The sequence below is a fragment of the Pseudomonas cichorii genome (assembly GCF_019719005.1).
Lineage (GTDB): Bacteria > Pseudomonadota > Gammaproteobacteria > Pseudomonadales > Pseudomonadaceae > Aquipseudomonas > Aquipseudomonas cichorii_E.
The window spans coordinates 1-14,447 of sequence record NZ_JAIGPJ010000041.1 but is presented as its reverse complement, the minus strand read 5'-3'; the positions used below and the strand labels follow the sequence as shown (position 1 = coordinate 14,447).

The 14,447-nt window shown below is 58.0% G+C and carries 10 protein-coding genes; all 10 read right to left on the bottom strand.

The annotated features are described in order from the left end of the window. Nucleotides 1-66 precede the first annotated feature (66 nt). Nucleotides 67-1,041, bottom strand: coding sequence for a peptide ABC transporter ATP-binding protein (locus K5D32_RS22420; RefSeq protein WP_025258419.1), 975 nt, complete (start codon nucleotides 1,039-1,041; stop codon nucleotides 67-69). Next, nucleotides 1,041-2,009, bottom strand: a complete 969-nt coding sequence (locus K5D32_RS22415; RefSeq protein ID WP_025258420.1) for an ABC transporter ATP-binding protein — start codon at nucleotides 2,007-2,009, stop codon at nucleotides 1,041-1,043. The genes K5D32_RS22420 and K5D32_RS22415 overlap by 1 nt, the downstream gene beginning before the upstream one ends. Nucleotides 2,010-2,019: 10 nt before the next feature. Continuing rightward, the gene (locus K5D32_RS22410) at nucleotides 2,020-2,931 is read right to left on the bottom strand and encodes an ABC transporter permease subunit (RefSeq protein WP_025258421.1); all 912 of its coding nucleotides are present in this window, start codon (nucleotides 2,929-2,931) and stop codon (nucleotides 2,020-2,022) included. 11 nt (nucleotides 2,932-2,942) lie between these two features. Then, a complete protein-coding gene (locus tag K5D32_RS22405) occupies nucleotides 2,943-3,953 on the bottom strand; it encodes an ABC transporter permease subunit (protein ID WP_198729230.1) in 1,011 nt (336 codons plus the stop codon). Nucleotides 3,954-4,023: 70 nt separating this feature from the next. Continuing rightward, nucleotides 4,024-5,619 carry an ABC transporter substrate-binding protein gene (locus K5D32_RS22400; RefSeq protein WP_221577681.1) on the bottom strand — a complete coding sequence of 532 codons (1,596 nt, stop codon included), beginning with the start codon at nucleotides 5,617-5,619 and terminating at the stop codon, nucleotides 4,024-4,026. An 85-nt stretch (nucleotides 5,620-5,704) separates the two neighbouring features. After that, nucleotides 5,705-7,081, bottom strand: coding sequence for an OprD family porin (locus K5D32_RS22395; protein WP_221601856.1), 1,377 nt, complete (start codon nucleotides 7,079-7,081; stop codon nucleotides 5,705-5,707). Between the two features lie 155 nt (nucleotides 7,082-7,236). Next, nucleotides 7,237-8,835, bottom strand: coding sequence for an ABC transporter substrate-binding protein (locus K5D32_RS22390; protein ID WP_221601855.1), 1,599 nt, complete (start codon nucleotides 8,833-8,835; stop codon nucleotides 7,237-7,239). Between the two features lie 266 nt (nucleotides 8,836-9,101). Continuing rightward, a complete protein-coding gene (locus tag K5D32_RS22385) occupies nucleotides 9,102-10,724 on the bottom strand; it encodes an ABC transporter substrate-binding protein (protein ID WP_260407504.1) in 1,623 nt (540 codons plus the stop codon). Nucleotides 10,725-10,987: 263 nt separating this feature from the next. Continuing rightward, nucleotides 10,988-12,589, bottom strand: coding sequence for an ABC transporter substrate-binding protein (locus K5D32_RS22380; RefSeq protein WP_221601854.1), 1,602 nt, complete (start codon nucleotides 12,587-12,589; stop codon nucleotides 10,988-10,990). Between the two features lie 96 nt (nucleotides 12,590-12,685). Then, nucleotides 12,686-14,239, bottom strand: a complete 1,554-nt coding sequence (locus tag K5D32_RS22375; protein ID WP_221577685.1) for an HET-C-related protein — start codon at nucleotides 14,237-14,239, stop codon at nucleotides 12,686-12,688. Nucleotides 14,240-14,447 lie beyond the last annotated feature (208 nt).

The following is a 14,447-nucleotide window of genomic DNA, read 5'->3' as shown; positions in this document are numbered from 1 at the left end:
GCCTGACCTTCGCTCGCTACGTTTTCACACGGTCTGTACCGTAGGAGCGAATTCATTCGCGAAGGATTACGCGGCCACAAACTGCTCCGCGTAATGACAGGCTACCTGACGGTTATCCACCGCCCGTAACTCGGGTACTTCCTTGGCGCAACGTTCGGTCGCGTAGGGGCAGCGCTTGTGGAAGGCGCAGCCGCTTGGCGGGTCGAGCGGGTTGGGGAGTTCGCCGACAATCTTGATCTTCGGCTTCAGCGGGTCCGGGTGAATGGTCGGGGTCGCCGAGAGCAGCGCCTGGGTGTAAGGGTGCAGAGGGCGATTGTAGATTTCTTCCTTCGGCCCCATTTCCGCAGGCCGCCCGAGGTACATCACCAATACCGTGTCGGCCACGTGACGCACCACCGACAGGTTGTGGGAGATGAACACGTAGGCGGTATTGAATTCCTGCTGCAGGTCCATGAACAGGTTCAGCACTTGCGCCTGGATCGACACATCCAGTGCCGAAGTCGGTTCATCGGCCACCAGCACCTTGGGTTGCAGCATCATGGCACGGGCCAGAGCGATACGCTGACGCTGACCACCGGAAAACATGTGTGGATAGCGGTGGTAGTGCTCTGGACGCAGGCCTACCTGACTCATCATCGCCTGGACCTTTTCCCGGCGCTCGGCACGGCTGAGGTCCGTGTTGATCAGCAGCGGCTCGCCCAACTGGTCACCGACTTTCTGTCGGGGGTTGAGGGAAGCGTAAGGGCTCTGGAATACCATCTGCACGTCTTTGCGCAATTGCTTGCGCTCGGCCTTGCTGGCCCCCGCAACTTCCTGCCCGGCGATTTTCAGGGAGCCCGACGATGGCTCTTCGATCAGCGTCAGGGCGCGGGCCAGGGTGGATTTGCCGCAGCCGGATTCACCGACCACAGCCAGTGTCTTGCCCGCTTCCAGTTCAAAGGAGACGCCGTTGAGGGCACGCACCAGTGCATTGCCCTTGAACAGGCCGCGAGAGACTTCGTAGTGACGGGTAAGGTCGCGGGCGGTAAGTACGACGCTCATCACGCCACCTCCTGATTCAACGGATAGAAGCAACGAGCCAGGCTGTGGGCTTTAGGGTCCAGTGCCGGGCGCTGGATGCGACAGTTTTCCTGGGCGTAAGGGCAACGCGGCGACAGCAGGCAGCCAAACGGGCGGTCATAACGGCCAGGCACCATGCCGGGCAATGTCGCCAGACGCGCTGCACCCATGCTGTGTTCCGGGATCGCCGCCAGCAGTGCTTCGCTGTAAGGGTGAGCCGGGACATCGAAAAGCCCCGGCACCTGACCGACTTCCACGGCTTGCCCGGCATACATCACGCAGACGCGCTGGGCAGTTTCGGCAACCACGGCCAGGTCGTGAGTGATCAGCACCAGTGCCATGTCCTGATCTTTTTGCAGGCTCAGCAGCAGGTCCATGATCTGTGCCTGGATGGTGACGTCCAGCGCAGTGGTCGGTTCGTCGGCAATCAACAGCTTGGGTTCACCGGCGATGGCCATGGCAATTGCCACACGTTGACTCATGCCGCCGGACAGTTGATGGGGGTAGGCATCCAGGCGCGAAGCAGCACCGGGTATTTCCACCTTTTCGAGCAGCTCCAGCGCGCGCTGGCGGGCGGCCTTGCCTGACAGCTTCAAGTGCTGACGCAGGACTTCTTCGATCTGAAAGCCCACGGTGTAGCTGGGGTTCAGAGCGGTCATCGGGTCCTGGAAGACCATCGCCAGGTCCTTGCCGATGATGCGGCGACGTTGACGGGCATTGAGCTTGAGCAGGTCATTACCGTCGAAATTCAACGCATCGGCGGTGATGATGCCGGGAGCATCGATCAGCCCCATCAGCGCCATCATGGTCACGGACTTGCCGGACCCGGATTCGCCAACGATGGCCAGGACTTCGCCTTTCTCGACACTCAGGGACAGGCCATCCACAACGGGCACGGCCTTGGCGTCGCCGAAGCGGACGTTGAGATTCTGGATTTGCAGAAGTGACATACGAATCTCCTCAGGCGGCATTCTTGAGTTTCGGGTCCAGCGCATCGCGCAGGCCGTCGCCCATCAGGTTGATTGCCAGCACGCTGAGCAAAATGGTCAGACCGGGCAGGCTCACGACCCACCAGGCACGTTCGATGTAATCGCGGGCCGAAGCGAGCATGGTGCCCCACTCAGGCGTCGGCGGTTGCACGCCAAGGCCCAGGAAACCCAGTGCGGCGGCATCGAGGATGGCGGAGGAAAAGCTCAGGGTTGCCTGAACGATCAGCGGCGCCATGCAGTTGGGCAGCACAGTGACGAACATCAGGCGTGGCAGTGTGGCGCCCGCCAGACGGGCAGCGGTCACATAGTCGCGGTTCAGTTCGCCCATGACCGCAGCACGGGTCAGACGTACATAGGAAGGCAGCGACACGATGGCAATGGCGATCACGGTGTTGATCAGGCCAGGGCCGAGGATCGCGACGATGGCCACAGCCAGCAGCAGCGAGGGCAGGGCGAGCATGATGTCCATCAGGCGCATGACCGTAGGGCCGAGGAAGCGCGGGAAGAAACCGGCCAGCAGGCCCAGCAGGATACCGGGGATCAGTGACATGACCACGGACGACAGGCCGATCAGAAGCGACAGCTGTGAACCCTGGATCAACCGGGACAACAGGTCGCGGCCCAGCTCGTCGGTGCCGAGAATGAACTGCCATTGACCGCCTTCCAGCCAGACCGGCGGGGTCAGCAGGAAGTCTCGGTATTGCTCGCTCGGATCGTGGGGTGCAACCCAGGGGGCGAACAGTGCGCAGAACACGATCAGGATCATGAACATCAGGCCGGCAACGGCACCTTTGTTCCGGGAAAAGGCGTGCCAGAATTCTTTGTAGGGCGATGGGTAAAGCAGGCTTTGATCGACTGCTACCTCAGGAGTAGGTGTGCTCATTGGTCAGGATCTCAGCGCTGGTGACGGATGCGTGGGTTGGCAAAGCCGTAGAGGATATCCACCACGAAGTTGACCAGGATCACCAGACAGGCGATCAACAGGATGCCGTTCTGCACGACCGGATAATCCCGTGCGCCGATGGCTTCGATCAGCCATTTGCCGATGCCGGGCCAGGAAAAGATGGTTTCGGTCAGTACGGCACCTGCCAGCAGCGCGCCGACTTGCAGGCCGAAGACGGTCAGGACCGGGATCAGCGCATTGCGCAGACCGTGGACGAACACCACGCGGGCGGGCGACAGGCCTTTGGCCCGTGCGGTACGCACGTAATCTTCGCGCAGCACTTCGAGCATCGAGGAGCGGGTCATCCGGGCGATCACCGCCAGCGGGATGGTGCCCAGCACGATGGCCGGAAGAATCAGGTGATGCAGGGCATCGAGGAAGGCGCCTTCTTCATCGCTGAGCAGGGTGTCGATCAGCATGAAACCGGTCACCGGCTGAATGTCATACAGCAGGTCGATGCGTCCCGATACCGGGGTCCAGCCCAGGGATACCGAGAAAAACATGATGAGGATCAGGCCCCACCAGAAGATCGGCATCGAGTAGCCCGCCAGGGAAATCCCCATGACCCCGTGGTCGAACAGCGAGCCGCGCTTGAGTGCGGCGATCACCCCGGCCAGAAGGCCGACAATGCCGGCGAAGATCAACGCTGCAATCGACAGCTCAAGGGTCGCGGGAAACAGCGAGGTGAACTCGGTCCAGACGCTTTCACGGGTACGCAGGGATTCACCGAGGTCGCCCTGGGCGAGCTTGCTGACGTAATCGATGTACTGCGCATAAAGCGGTTTGTTCAGACCAAGGCGTTCCATGGCCTGGGCGTGCATTTCCGGGTCGACCCGGCGCTCGCCCATCATGACTTCGACCGGGTCGCCCGGAATCAGGCGAATCAGGGCGAAGGTCAGCAGGGTGATGCCGAAGAAGGTAGGGATCAGTAACCCCACCCGGCGGGCAATAAAACTAAACATCTTGTGGTGTACCTCATCAGCCTTTCAGGCATGCCGCCCTTGATCTTGTGGACGCGGGCGGCTGTTTTTCTTACTTCACCTGTGCAGTGGTGAAGTTGTTATTGGTCAGCGGGCTGATATGAAAGCCTTCGACATTCTTGCGCATTGCTACGAACAGTTTTGGATAGGCCAGGCTTATCCATGGTTGCTCCTGGTTGAACACTTGCTGGGCCTTTTTGTAGAGCGCGGCCCGTTCGGCAGGGTCGGTTTTTTCCCTGGCCCGGGTGATCGCGTCTTCGAACTCCTTGTTGCACCAGCGAGCATAGTTTTCGCCATTTTTTGCGGCTTCGCAGCCGAGGTTCGGCGTCAGGAAGTTATCCGGGTCGCCGTTGTCGCCTGCCCAGCCCGCAAAAACCATGTCATGTTCGCCATTCTTGGCGCGCTTCAGCATTTCACCCCATTCCATGACGCGAATGTCCAGCTTGATGCCTACCTTGGCCAGATCGCCCTGAAGCATCTGCGCCCCCACCAACGGATTGGGGTTGGTCACTGCACCCCCATTGCGAGCGAACAGGGTAAACACCTGTCCTTCAGGAACACCGGCCTCTTTGAGTAAGGTACGGGCCTTGGCCGGATCGTACGGCGGGCTTTGGCTATCGTTGTCGTAGCCGATCATGGTCGGTGGGTATGGGCCGACGCCCTCGGTGGCCTTGCCTTCGCCAAACAGAGCCCTGATGTAGGACTTCTTGTCGAAAGCCAGGTTGATCGCTTGCCGCACACGCACATCGCCAAGGTACTTGTGGGATGTGTTGATGGCGACATAGCTGGTCATCATGGCTTCCATCTCGTCGATCTTGAGATTCGGGTCAGCCTTGATGCTCGCAATATCGTCAGGTTTTGGATAAAGCGCAACCTGACATTCATTTGCTTTGAGTTTTTGTAAACGAGTGTTGTTGTCCAGAGTGATCGCAAAGATCAGCGCTTCACTGGGAACCTTCAGCTTCCAGTAGTCCGGGTTGGCTTTATAGCGGACCTGGGCATCCTTGGCATAGCGCGTCAGGATGAACGGGCCGGTGCCAATCGGCTTGCTGTTGAGTTCGGCGGTCTTGTCACGCTTGAGCAACTGATCGGCGTATTCGGCCGAGTAGATCGAGGTGAAAGGCATCGCCAGATTGCGCAGGAAAGGCGACTCGGGTTTCGAGAGGGTGAACCTTACGGTGTAGTCGTCGACTTTTTCGACATTCTTGAGCAGGTCCTTGAAGCCCATGCTCTCGAAATAGGGGTAACCCACCAGTGAGCGCGCATGCCAGGGATGGTTGGTGTCCATCTGTCGCTTGAAGCTCCAGAGCACATCGTCGGCGTTCATGTCGCGGGTGGGCTTGAAGTAATCGGTGGTCTGGAACTTGACCCCGCGTCGCAGCGTAAAGGTATAGGTCAGGCCGTCAGGGCTGATCTCCCAGCTTTCGGCAAGACCTGGAACGGTATCAGTGGTACCAGGCGTGAACGCGACAAGGCGCTCAAGGATGGTTTCTGCCGAGGCGTCTGCCGTCACTGCGGTGGTGTATTGCACGATGTCGAAGCCTTCCGGGCTGGCTTCGGTACAGACCACCAGCGGTTTGGCGCAGACACTGGCGGCGACGCCGAACAGAGCGATGGCAATCGAGGCGCGTAGTGTGAGCAGTTTCAATAGAAACCTCCTTTAGTAGTGCGAAGGCTATGGCTGCGGCGTGTGTCATGCCCAGGCACGACGCACGCCGCAGTGGCATGGCTGTTTACAGAATCTTGAATGGGATCGTGGTTACGAGGCGGAATTCATTGATATCGCCATCGATCTGCGCACCAGTGGCGCGATGGGTGGTGTAAGTGGCACGCACTGTTGTGGCCTTGAGTGGGCCGGACTGTACGGCGTAGGTGGTGCCGATGCCGTACTCGTAGTGACTTTCGCCATTCAGATTGATGACGTCAGAGTAGCCGGTGCCTCTGTAATGGGTCCCGTCGATGCCCCAGCCACGTGCCTGATAGATATTGAATTTCAGGCCTGGTACGCCGTAGTCGGCCATGTTGATGACATAGCTGAGCTGCAGGGATTTTTCGTTCGGGCCGTTGAAGTCCGACAGCAGGGAGTTGGCCAGGAAGATGGCGTTGGTTTCCCGGGCATAGTCGAAGTATTCGTTGCCCATGACTTCCTGGTACGCGATGCCGAAGCTGTGCGCCTGGTGAGTCGCGGTGAACGACAGGCTGTAGGTATCGTTATCGATAGCGCCGAGCTTGCTCTGGCCCGAGTCCTTGGTCTTGTAGTAGTTCAGGTTGCTGCTCAGAGCCAGCGCCTTACTGTCACCGATCTCGTGGGTAAAACCGAAGTAGTACTGCTTCCAGAAATCTTCCAGATCCGATGCGTACAGGCTGGCGGTCACGTTGCTGAAAGGTTTGTAGTCGGCACCTACCATGCTCATGCGGTCTGAGGTGGCATTGATGTTGGTATAGGTGGAGCGGAACTTCGTCAGGCTTTGCTCGCTACGAGGTGAAATCCGGTCAAAGGTGGCAGCCTGAATGGACAGGTTGTTCAACTCGTCGCTCTGCAGGGCAAAACCTTGGAAGCTGGAAGGCAAGGCCCGGTTGCCGAGATAGGCAACGACCGGTGTGTTGATCGACTGGCGACCGGCGGTCAGGGTGGTGTTGGAGATGCGTGCCTTGACGTTGCCCAGGCCCAGTTTGCTCCATTGCCCGACTGCATCGCCGTCGTTTTCGGCCTGTGTACGGTTACCGCCACCGGCAATGTGCTTGCGATCCCTGTCCAGAGCGATGGCGTTGTAGAGCGCCACTTCGGTACTGAAACCAACCGTGCCTTGAGTGAAGCCCGAACTGTAGTTGACGATAGTGCCTTGCACCCAGTTGATGCGGCGAGGGGTTGGAGTAGCTACACCGTTCTTCCGATAGCTGAAGCGGTCGTCTCCACGGAGGAGCTCATTGGAGTACCAGTTACGGGTAGTGCCCGTCAGATGCTGGTCTTCAAAGAAACCTTTTGCCTCGTCCTGAGCGTTGGAGGTGCTCAGTTGAGTCGGGACGAATGTATTGCTTTCATCTGCCTGGGCGACCGCACCGAAGGAGGACAGAGAGAGGGCAAGCAATGCCGTGCTGGTTTTTTTCAAGGGGTACCGCTCCTTTGTTATCACTTTTATAGCGCCAGTTTTTTCTGTCTGGCTTGGTGGTGCCGGGTTTGGAACCGGCTTTTTTTATGTATCCGGCCACCCGCTTGCATCACTCAACGTCTGAGCGTGAGTGATGCAAGCGGAGGGATTGAGGATCAGTCTTTGACGCTGACGCCCGAGAAGCTGTTGCGACCGAAGGGGCTTACGTAGAAACCTTCGACTTCAGTGCGCAGTGGCTGGTTGACCGTGGAGTGGGCAACCGGCGTGATGGGCACCTGTTCTTTGAGATAACGCTGCGCCTGTTTGTAAAGGTCGGTGCGTTTTTCCCGGTCGGTGGTGGAGATGGCCGACTTGATCAGCGCGTCGTATTTCTCGTCGCACCACATCGAGTAGTTGTTGCCGCCAATGGCCGCACAGCTGTAGAGGGTGCCGAGCCAGTTGTCCGGGTCACCGTTGTCGCCGGTCCAGCCGATCAGCGAGATATCGTGCTCGCCATTCTTGGTGCGCTTGAGGTATTCGCCCCATTCGTAGCTGACGATCTTGACCTTGATCCCGACCTTGGCCCAGTCGGACTGGAGCATTTCGGCCATCAGCTTGGCGTTGGGGTTATAGGGGCGCTGGACTGGCATGGCCCAGAGTGTCAGCTCCGTGCCTTCCTTGACGCCTGCGGCGCGCAACAGCTCCTTGGCTTTTTCCGGGTTGAAAGGCGTGTCCTTGATGCTGTCGTCATAAGACCACTGGGTCGGTGGCATGGCGTTGACCGCCAGTTGCCCGGAGCCCTGATAAACGGCGTTGATGATGGCCTGCTTGTTGACGGCCATGTCCAGCGCCTGACGCACTTGCAGATTGCCCAGCGGCTCATGACGCACGTTGTAGGAGATGTAACCCAGGTTGAAGCCGGGACGTTGCAGTACCTGCAACTGCTTGTCGGCTTTCAAGGCTTCGAGATCGGCGGGCCTTGGGTTGAGCGTGACCTGGCATTCGTTCTTGCGCAGCTTCTGCATGCGTACCGAGGCGTCGGTATTGATGGCGAAAATCAGCTGGTCGACTTTGACGCGGCTCGGGTCCCAGTATTCCTTGTTGGCCTTGTAGCGGATCTGCGAATCCTTCTGATAGCGCTGGAATACGAACGGGCCAGTGCCGATAGGCTGCTGGTTGATATCCCGTGGGTCGCCCTTGGCCATTAGTTGCTCGGCGTATTCGGCAGAAAGAATCGCGGCGAAGCTCATCGCGATGTTCTGGATGAACGCGGCGTCGACGGTATTAAGCGTGAATACGACGGTCAGTGGCCCGGTCTTTTCAATGGACTTGATCTTCTTGTTCAGGCCCATGCCGTTGAAATAAGGGAACTCTGTGGGATAAGCCACGCGAAACGGGTGGTCAGGCTTGAGCATGCGGTTGAACGTGAACACCACGTCGTCTGCATTGAAGTCGCGGCTGGGCTTGAAGTCTTTGTTGCTGTGGAATTTGACGCCTTCGCGCAGATGGAAGGTGTAGACCAGGCCGTCGGGTGATACATCCCAGTTGGTGGCCAGTGCCGGCAAGACGCTGGTATCGCCGGGCTTGAACTCGGTCAGGCGGTTGTAGATCGGCTCGGCGGCATCGTTGTCCGTGGCTGCCGTGTACTGAGCCGTATCGAAGCCGGCAGGGCTGGCTTCCGAGCAGAACACCAGGCTGCTGGCGGCCTGGGTTGCAGTCGCCGCATTGAGTAGCCCAAGGCCAACTAATGATGTTATTGCGATTGTTTTACGCATAAGGATTCCTGTCCTTCCACGGGCGAGTGATAGCGCTCATATGTAACGACGCGTCCGAAAACAATATCTGAAGTAAGTAAAACTGCCACGACGGTATGTCGGCCAGCGCTTTCGGTAAATAGGTTCGCAGGCTCTAGTTGTTGTAGGAAAAAAACTTTCACCAAGTAGGTAATTGCTTTTAGCTGCAATTACGCAACTTGGCGAATTTATTTTTCAGGCCGACATTCAATTGCCTGCGCTGCAATAACAGCGCAGGCATATTGCTATTACTTCACGCTGACACCGTAGAAGGAGTTCAGGCCAAGCGGGCTGATCTTGAAGTCCTGAACGGTATTGCGCATCGGTTGATAGACGGTCGAGTGCGCGATAGGTGTCATCGGCACGGCATCCTTGAGCAGGTGTTGCGCCTGCTTGTACAACTCGGTGCGCTTGGCCTGGTCAGGTGTTGCCTTGGCCTGTTTGATGATTGCGTCGTAAGGCTTGTCGCACCACTTGGAGAAGTTGTTGCCATTGATGGCATCGCATCCGAACAGGGTGCCCAGCCAGTTGTCCGGGTCACCGTTGTCACCGCTCCAGCCAATCAGCATCGCGCCTTGTTCACCGCCTTTGGAACGCTTGATGTACTCGCCCCATTCATAGCTGACGATCTTGGCGTTGATACCGATTTTCTTCCAGTCGGACTGAAGCATCTCGGCCATCAATTTGGCGTTGGGGTTGTAAGGGCGCTGAACAGGCATGGCCCACAGGGTGATTTCGGTGCCTTCCTTGATACCGGCTTCCTTGAGCAGGGCCTTGGCTTTTTCAGGGTCGTACTTGGCGTCCTTGATGGTGGTGTCATAGGACCACTGGGTCGGCGGCATGGCGTTGACGGCCAGTTGGCCCGCGCCCTGATAAACCGAATCGATGATCTGCTGCTTGTTGACCGCCATGTCCAGCGCCTGACGAACTTTCAGTTGCGCCAGCGGGTTTGGCGTGTCGCTGCCCTTGATCTTGTCCATCACGTTGTAGGCGATGTAACCCAGGTTGAAACCGGCCTGATCGGGCATTTTCAGGTTCTTGTCAGCCTTGAGTGGCTCAAGATCGGCCGGGCGAGGGTAAGCGGTGATCTGGCATTCATTCTTCTTGAGCTTCTGCATGCGTACCGACGGGTCGGTGGTGATGGCGAAGATCAGGTTGTCGACTTTGACGTCTTCAGGCTTCCAGTAATCCTTGTTGCCGGTAAAACGGATATTGGAGTCTTTCTGATAGCTCTTGAAGACGAACGGACCAGTGCCCACAGGCTTCTGGTTGATGTCAGCAGCCTTGCCTTCCTTGAGCAACTGGTCGGCGTATTCGGCAGACTGGATCGAGGCAAAAGACATGGCCAGGTTCTGGATGAACGCTGCATCGACGGTGTTGAGGACGAACTTCACGGTGTTGTCGTCGACTTTCTCGACCTTGGCAATGTTGCTGTCCATGCCCATGTCGGTGAAATACGGGAATTCGGTCGGAGCCGCTTTGCGGAACGGCTGGTCCTTGTCGATCATGCGGTTGAACGTGAACAGCACGTCATCGGCATTGAAATCGCGGCTTGGCTTGAAGTACGGCGTGGTGTGGAACTTGACGCCCTTGCGCAGATGGAAGGTGTAGGTCAGCCCGTCCGGGGAAACGTCCCAACTGGTCGCCAGACCTGGTTCGACAGCCGTGCCGCCGCGCTCGAACTGGGCGAGCCGGTTGAAGATGGTTTCTGCCGAGGCGTCGAAGTCGGTACCGGTGGTGTATTGGGCCGGGTCGAAGCCCGCCGGGCTGCCTTCTGAGCAGAACACAAGGTTGGATGCCGCCTGAGCGAAGGGTGCGCTGGCGAGCAGGCTTGCGCCGACGATGAACGGGATGACTGCGTGTTTGAGCATGGAGGCCTCAGTTATTGTCATTTGGAGGGAACGACCTCGTGAGCCGATCCATCCGATACTTATGCAGGGGTCGTACCCGAAGCAAGGTGCTGACGACAAAGGGGCGGTAAAAAGTGGAACGAGCGTACATGAATGTCGCGTAAGTGTAATTTCTGCGCAGTTGATCGTTTGCGCAAAGGATTTTTGCCGTTTATCGCACCATAAACGCGCAACCGGGCGTGTTGAATGCACCCGATTGGCGTGAGGTTGTTACCGGATCTGTCTTACTTGCTCAGGCTGACACCATAAAAAGGTGTCAGGCCGAACGGGCTGATTTTGAAGTCCTGAACTTCCTGGCGCATGGGCTGGAAGACCTTGGAGTTGGCAATCGGTGTGATCGGCACCTGTGTCTTGAGCACGCGCTGCGCCTGTTGATACAGCTTGATCCGCTCATCGCGGTCGGTAGTCACCTTGGCCTGTTGCACCAGCTTGTCGTAGGCCGGATCGCACCATTTTGCGAAGTTGCTGCCCTTGACCGCCGCGCAGCTGTACAGCACGCCCAGCCAGTTGTCCGGATCACCGTTGTCGCCCGTCCAGCCGTAGATCATCACGTCATGCTCGCCTGCACGGGAGCGCTTCATGTACTCGCCCCATTCATAGGTAACGATGTTGGCCTTGATGCCGATCTTGTCCCAGTCGGACTGGATCATTTGCGCCGACATCCGCGCATTGGGGTTGGAGGCGCGCTGCACCGTCATGGCCCACAGGTTGATTTGGGTGCCCGGTGCAATGCCCGCTTCCTTGAGCAACTGCTTTGCCTTGGTCGGGTCGTAAGGTGCGTCCTTGATGGTCGGGTCGAAGCTCCACTGGCCTGGCGGCAGCGCGTTCTCGGCCAGTTGCCCGGCGCTCTGGTAGACGGCCTTGATAATGGCTGGCTTGTCGATGGCCATGTCCAGCGCCTGACGAACCTTGAGCTGGTCCAGCGGCGGATGAGTGACGTTATAAGCCAGGAAGCCCAGGTTGAAGCCCGGCTGGCTCAGGACCTTGATCTTCGGGTCCTTCTTGAACTCTTCGATGTCTTGCGGGCGAGGGTAGCCGCTGACCTGGCATTCACCAGCCTTGAGCTTTTGCAGGCGCACCGCGGCATCGCTGTTGATGGAGAAGATCAGGTTGTCGATCTTCACGTCTTCGGGCTTCCAGTACTCCTTGTTGCCCACATAACGGATCTGCGAGTCTTTCTGATAGCGCTTGAAGACGAAGGGGCCGGTGCCGACGGGTTTCTGGTTCAGGTCGGCGGCCTTGCCTTCCTTGAGCAGTTGCGCGGCATATTCGGCGGACTGGATCGAGGCGAAACTCATGGCCAGGTTCTGCACGAACGCGGCATCGACATTGTTCAGGTTGAACCTGACGGTGTGTGCGTCGACCTTTTCGATGTTCTTGATGGTGGTGTTAAGGCCCATATCGGTGAAGTAGGGCGATTCGGACGGGTAGGCCTTGCGAAACGGTTGATTGGGGTCAAGCAGCCGGTTGAAGGTAAACAGCACGTCGTCGGCATCGAAAGCCCGGCTTGGCTTGAAGTAGTCGGTGGTGTGGAACTTCACACCTTCACGCAGATGAAAGGTGTAGGTCAGGCCATCGGCAGACACTTCCCAGCGAGTCGCCAGCCCTGGCTCCACTTCTGTTCCACCGCGTTTGAACTGGGTCAGGCGGTTGAACACCGTTTCGGCCGAAGCATCGAAATCGGTACCGCTGGTGTACTGGCTCGGGTCGAAGCCGGCCGGGCTGGCTTCGGAGCAGTACACCAGAGTGCTGGCGGCTTGAGCCAAAGGAGCGCAGGCCAGCAGGGCAGTGGTCAACAGCAGCGGTTTGAAGATCGTATGTCCCATGAAACCCCTCGCAAAGTGCGGCAATAACCGTTCTGAATATCAACGTGCAGATAGACAGCGGATAGTGCCGCATTTGTCAGGAGTCGGACAACGCTCTTACTTGCCCGTGATTTTATTCCACAGGTCTGACAGCGAAGTGCTTTCGTAGAAGGTCTGCAGGAAGCCGGAGCTTTCCTTATTAAATGTCTGCAGCGCTTTTGCTGTGCTGATTCGCAGTTGCTCCTGAGTACGGTCCAGATCGCTTTTGGTCGTCGCATGTTTCACCCGTCCAGGGTTCTTGCTTGCCCAGTCGCGAACCAGTGCGTCCTGCCAGTCGCTGTCCATGGGATGAGCAAAGAATTTCGCGGCCACTTGTGCAGGATGCTCTGCTCCGTCCTTGTTGAGCCACTGACCCAATATCGCCTGACCCACTTGCAATACCGCTTTTTCTGCCAGCAGTGCAGCCAGAGAATGCAGCGGATGCTCAGCATGGTCCTTGGCAAGCTGTGAGTGCGACGGGTCAGTAGAGCCGCTGGTATTCGGGTCATCCCCCAAGGCTGTCTGGACATCGTCGATGCTGTTGCCAAGCCAGGTGGTCAGGCCTTGCATGGCTGTGCCGATTGCGTTGCTGACGATTCTTCCCGGTGTGCCAATGAATGCATAGAACCGTTCAACCTGTTCCGAGAAAGGCAGGCTGGCCCATTGGTCGCGGGTGGCCAGGAATGTTTCATAGCCCTGAAGCAGTTCCTCGTTGGGGTGTTCGCTGAGCAGGATCTGAATGATCTGGTCGCGCTCGTAGCGTTCTCCGGCCTTGATGGCTTCAAAGGGTTTTTCCTCTGTCGAGAACAGGATCTTGCCGAGCGGTGCAGCCAGGCTGGCAATGATGTCGCTGCCGCCAAACATGCCGGTCACCAGTGGCAGTCGATGCCTGCAGTCTGCTTCGGATGTCCATGGCAGCACGTTGGTGTGGCCAAGCTTTATCAGGCTCAACTCGACGAAATTGGAATGGGAGAAAAAGTCTTCGAGGATATGCAAACCCGAACCGAGTGCCCGCAAGCCATCGGTGGATTGCGGGCCAGCCTGCGTCGCCATGTTCAGCTCGGCGCTCATGACATCCACGGAGCGCTGTATATAGCGCTTCATGGATGTCTGGAAGTCGACCTGCAAGGCTGGGTCGTCGGGTTTTACCCAATCCTCGAAATCGGCGTCACGCTCCTTGGGGTTGGCGGGGCTCGGGTTGACGGTCCTGGGGTTATCTATGTGTTCGCTGGGGCGGTAAACGCCGAGCCTTTGTTGCGTTACGGTGAAGCTCGACCGGTCGGCTTTCATCAGGTCGGTGAATTCCTTTACGGCCAGCACGTCCACGATTCGGGTCAGGGCCTCGCGAGACAGCACGTCCGGGAAGTTCTTGGGTGTTGTGGTGGCGCGGACGATCTTCGGGTCGAGCAGTTGCGAGTAATCGCGCAGCCAGTTACCGAAATAGATGGCGCGTATTTGATGCTTGTTGAAGCCCGCCGTTTCAAGGATCGCTTCGATCGAGCCGTGAGTGGCCTTGGTTTTTTCGCCCTGACCCGCTTCAAAACGGGCTGCAACGGGCAGAGGTTCGTAGACCTCAGCGGTATTTTTTTCAGTCTGCTGATAGTTGCCGGACGCGCTGGTGCGAGGATTCATCCCTGATTCCTTTATTGAATGGGCATTGAAGTTACAGGTGAGTTTACGAGCTGTACGGGAAGGGAGAATCAGGCGGGGCGTTGAGTGTTGTAGGGCAAGTAGACAGGGGGTGTCGGGGTTTCGCGAATGAATTCGCGGTAATCAGATGGACTCGCCCCCGCCGAGGCGTCTATGCGCCACGGTGGCATCCTATAGATGTCAACGACAG

Coding starts and splice junctions, on each gene's coding strand:
- K5D32_RS22410 (WP_025258421.1), bottom strand. CDS start 2,931: ATGAGCACACCTACTCCTGAGGTAGCAGTCGATCAAAGCCTGCTTTAC.
- K5D32_RS22380 (WP_221601854.1), bottom strand. CDS start 12,589: ATGGGACATACGATCTTCAAACCGCTGCTGTTGACCACTGCCCTGCTG.
- K5D32_RS22415 (WP_025258420.1), bottom strand. CDS start 2,009: ATGTCACTTCTGCAAATCCAGAATCTCAACGTCCGCTTCGGCGACGCC.
- K5D32_RS22405 (WP_198729230.1), bottom strand. CDS start 3,953: ATGTTTAGTTTTATTGCCCGCCGGGTGGGGTTACTGATCCCTACCTTC.
- K5D32_RS22390 (WP_221601855.1), bottom strand. CDS start 8,835: ATGCGTAAAACAATCGCAATAACATCATTAGTTGGCCTTGGGCTACTC.
- K5D32_RS22420 (WP_025258419.1), bottom strand. CDS start 1,041: ATGAGCGTCGTACTTACCGCCCGCGACCTTACCCGTCACTACGAAGTC.
- K5D32_RS22375 (WP_221577685.1), bottom strand. CDS start 14,239: ATGAATCCTCGCACCAGCGCGTCCGGCAACTATCAGCAGACTGAAAAA.
- K5D32_RS22385 (WP_260407504.1), bottom strand. CDS start 10,724: ATGCTCAAACACGCAGTCATCCCGTTCATCGTCGGCGCAAGCCTGCTC.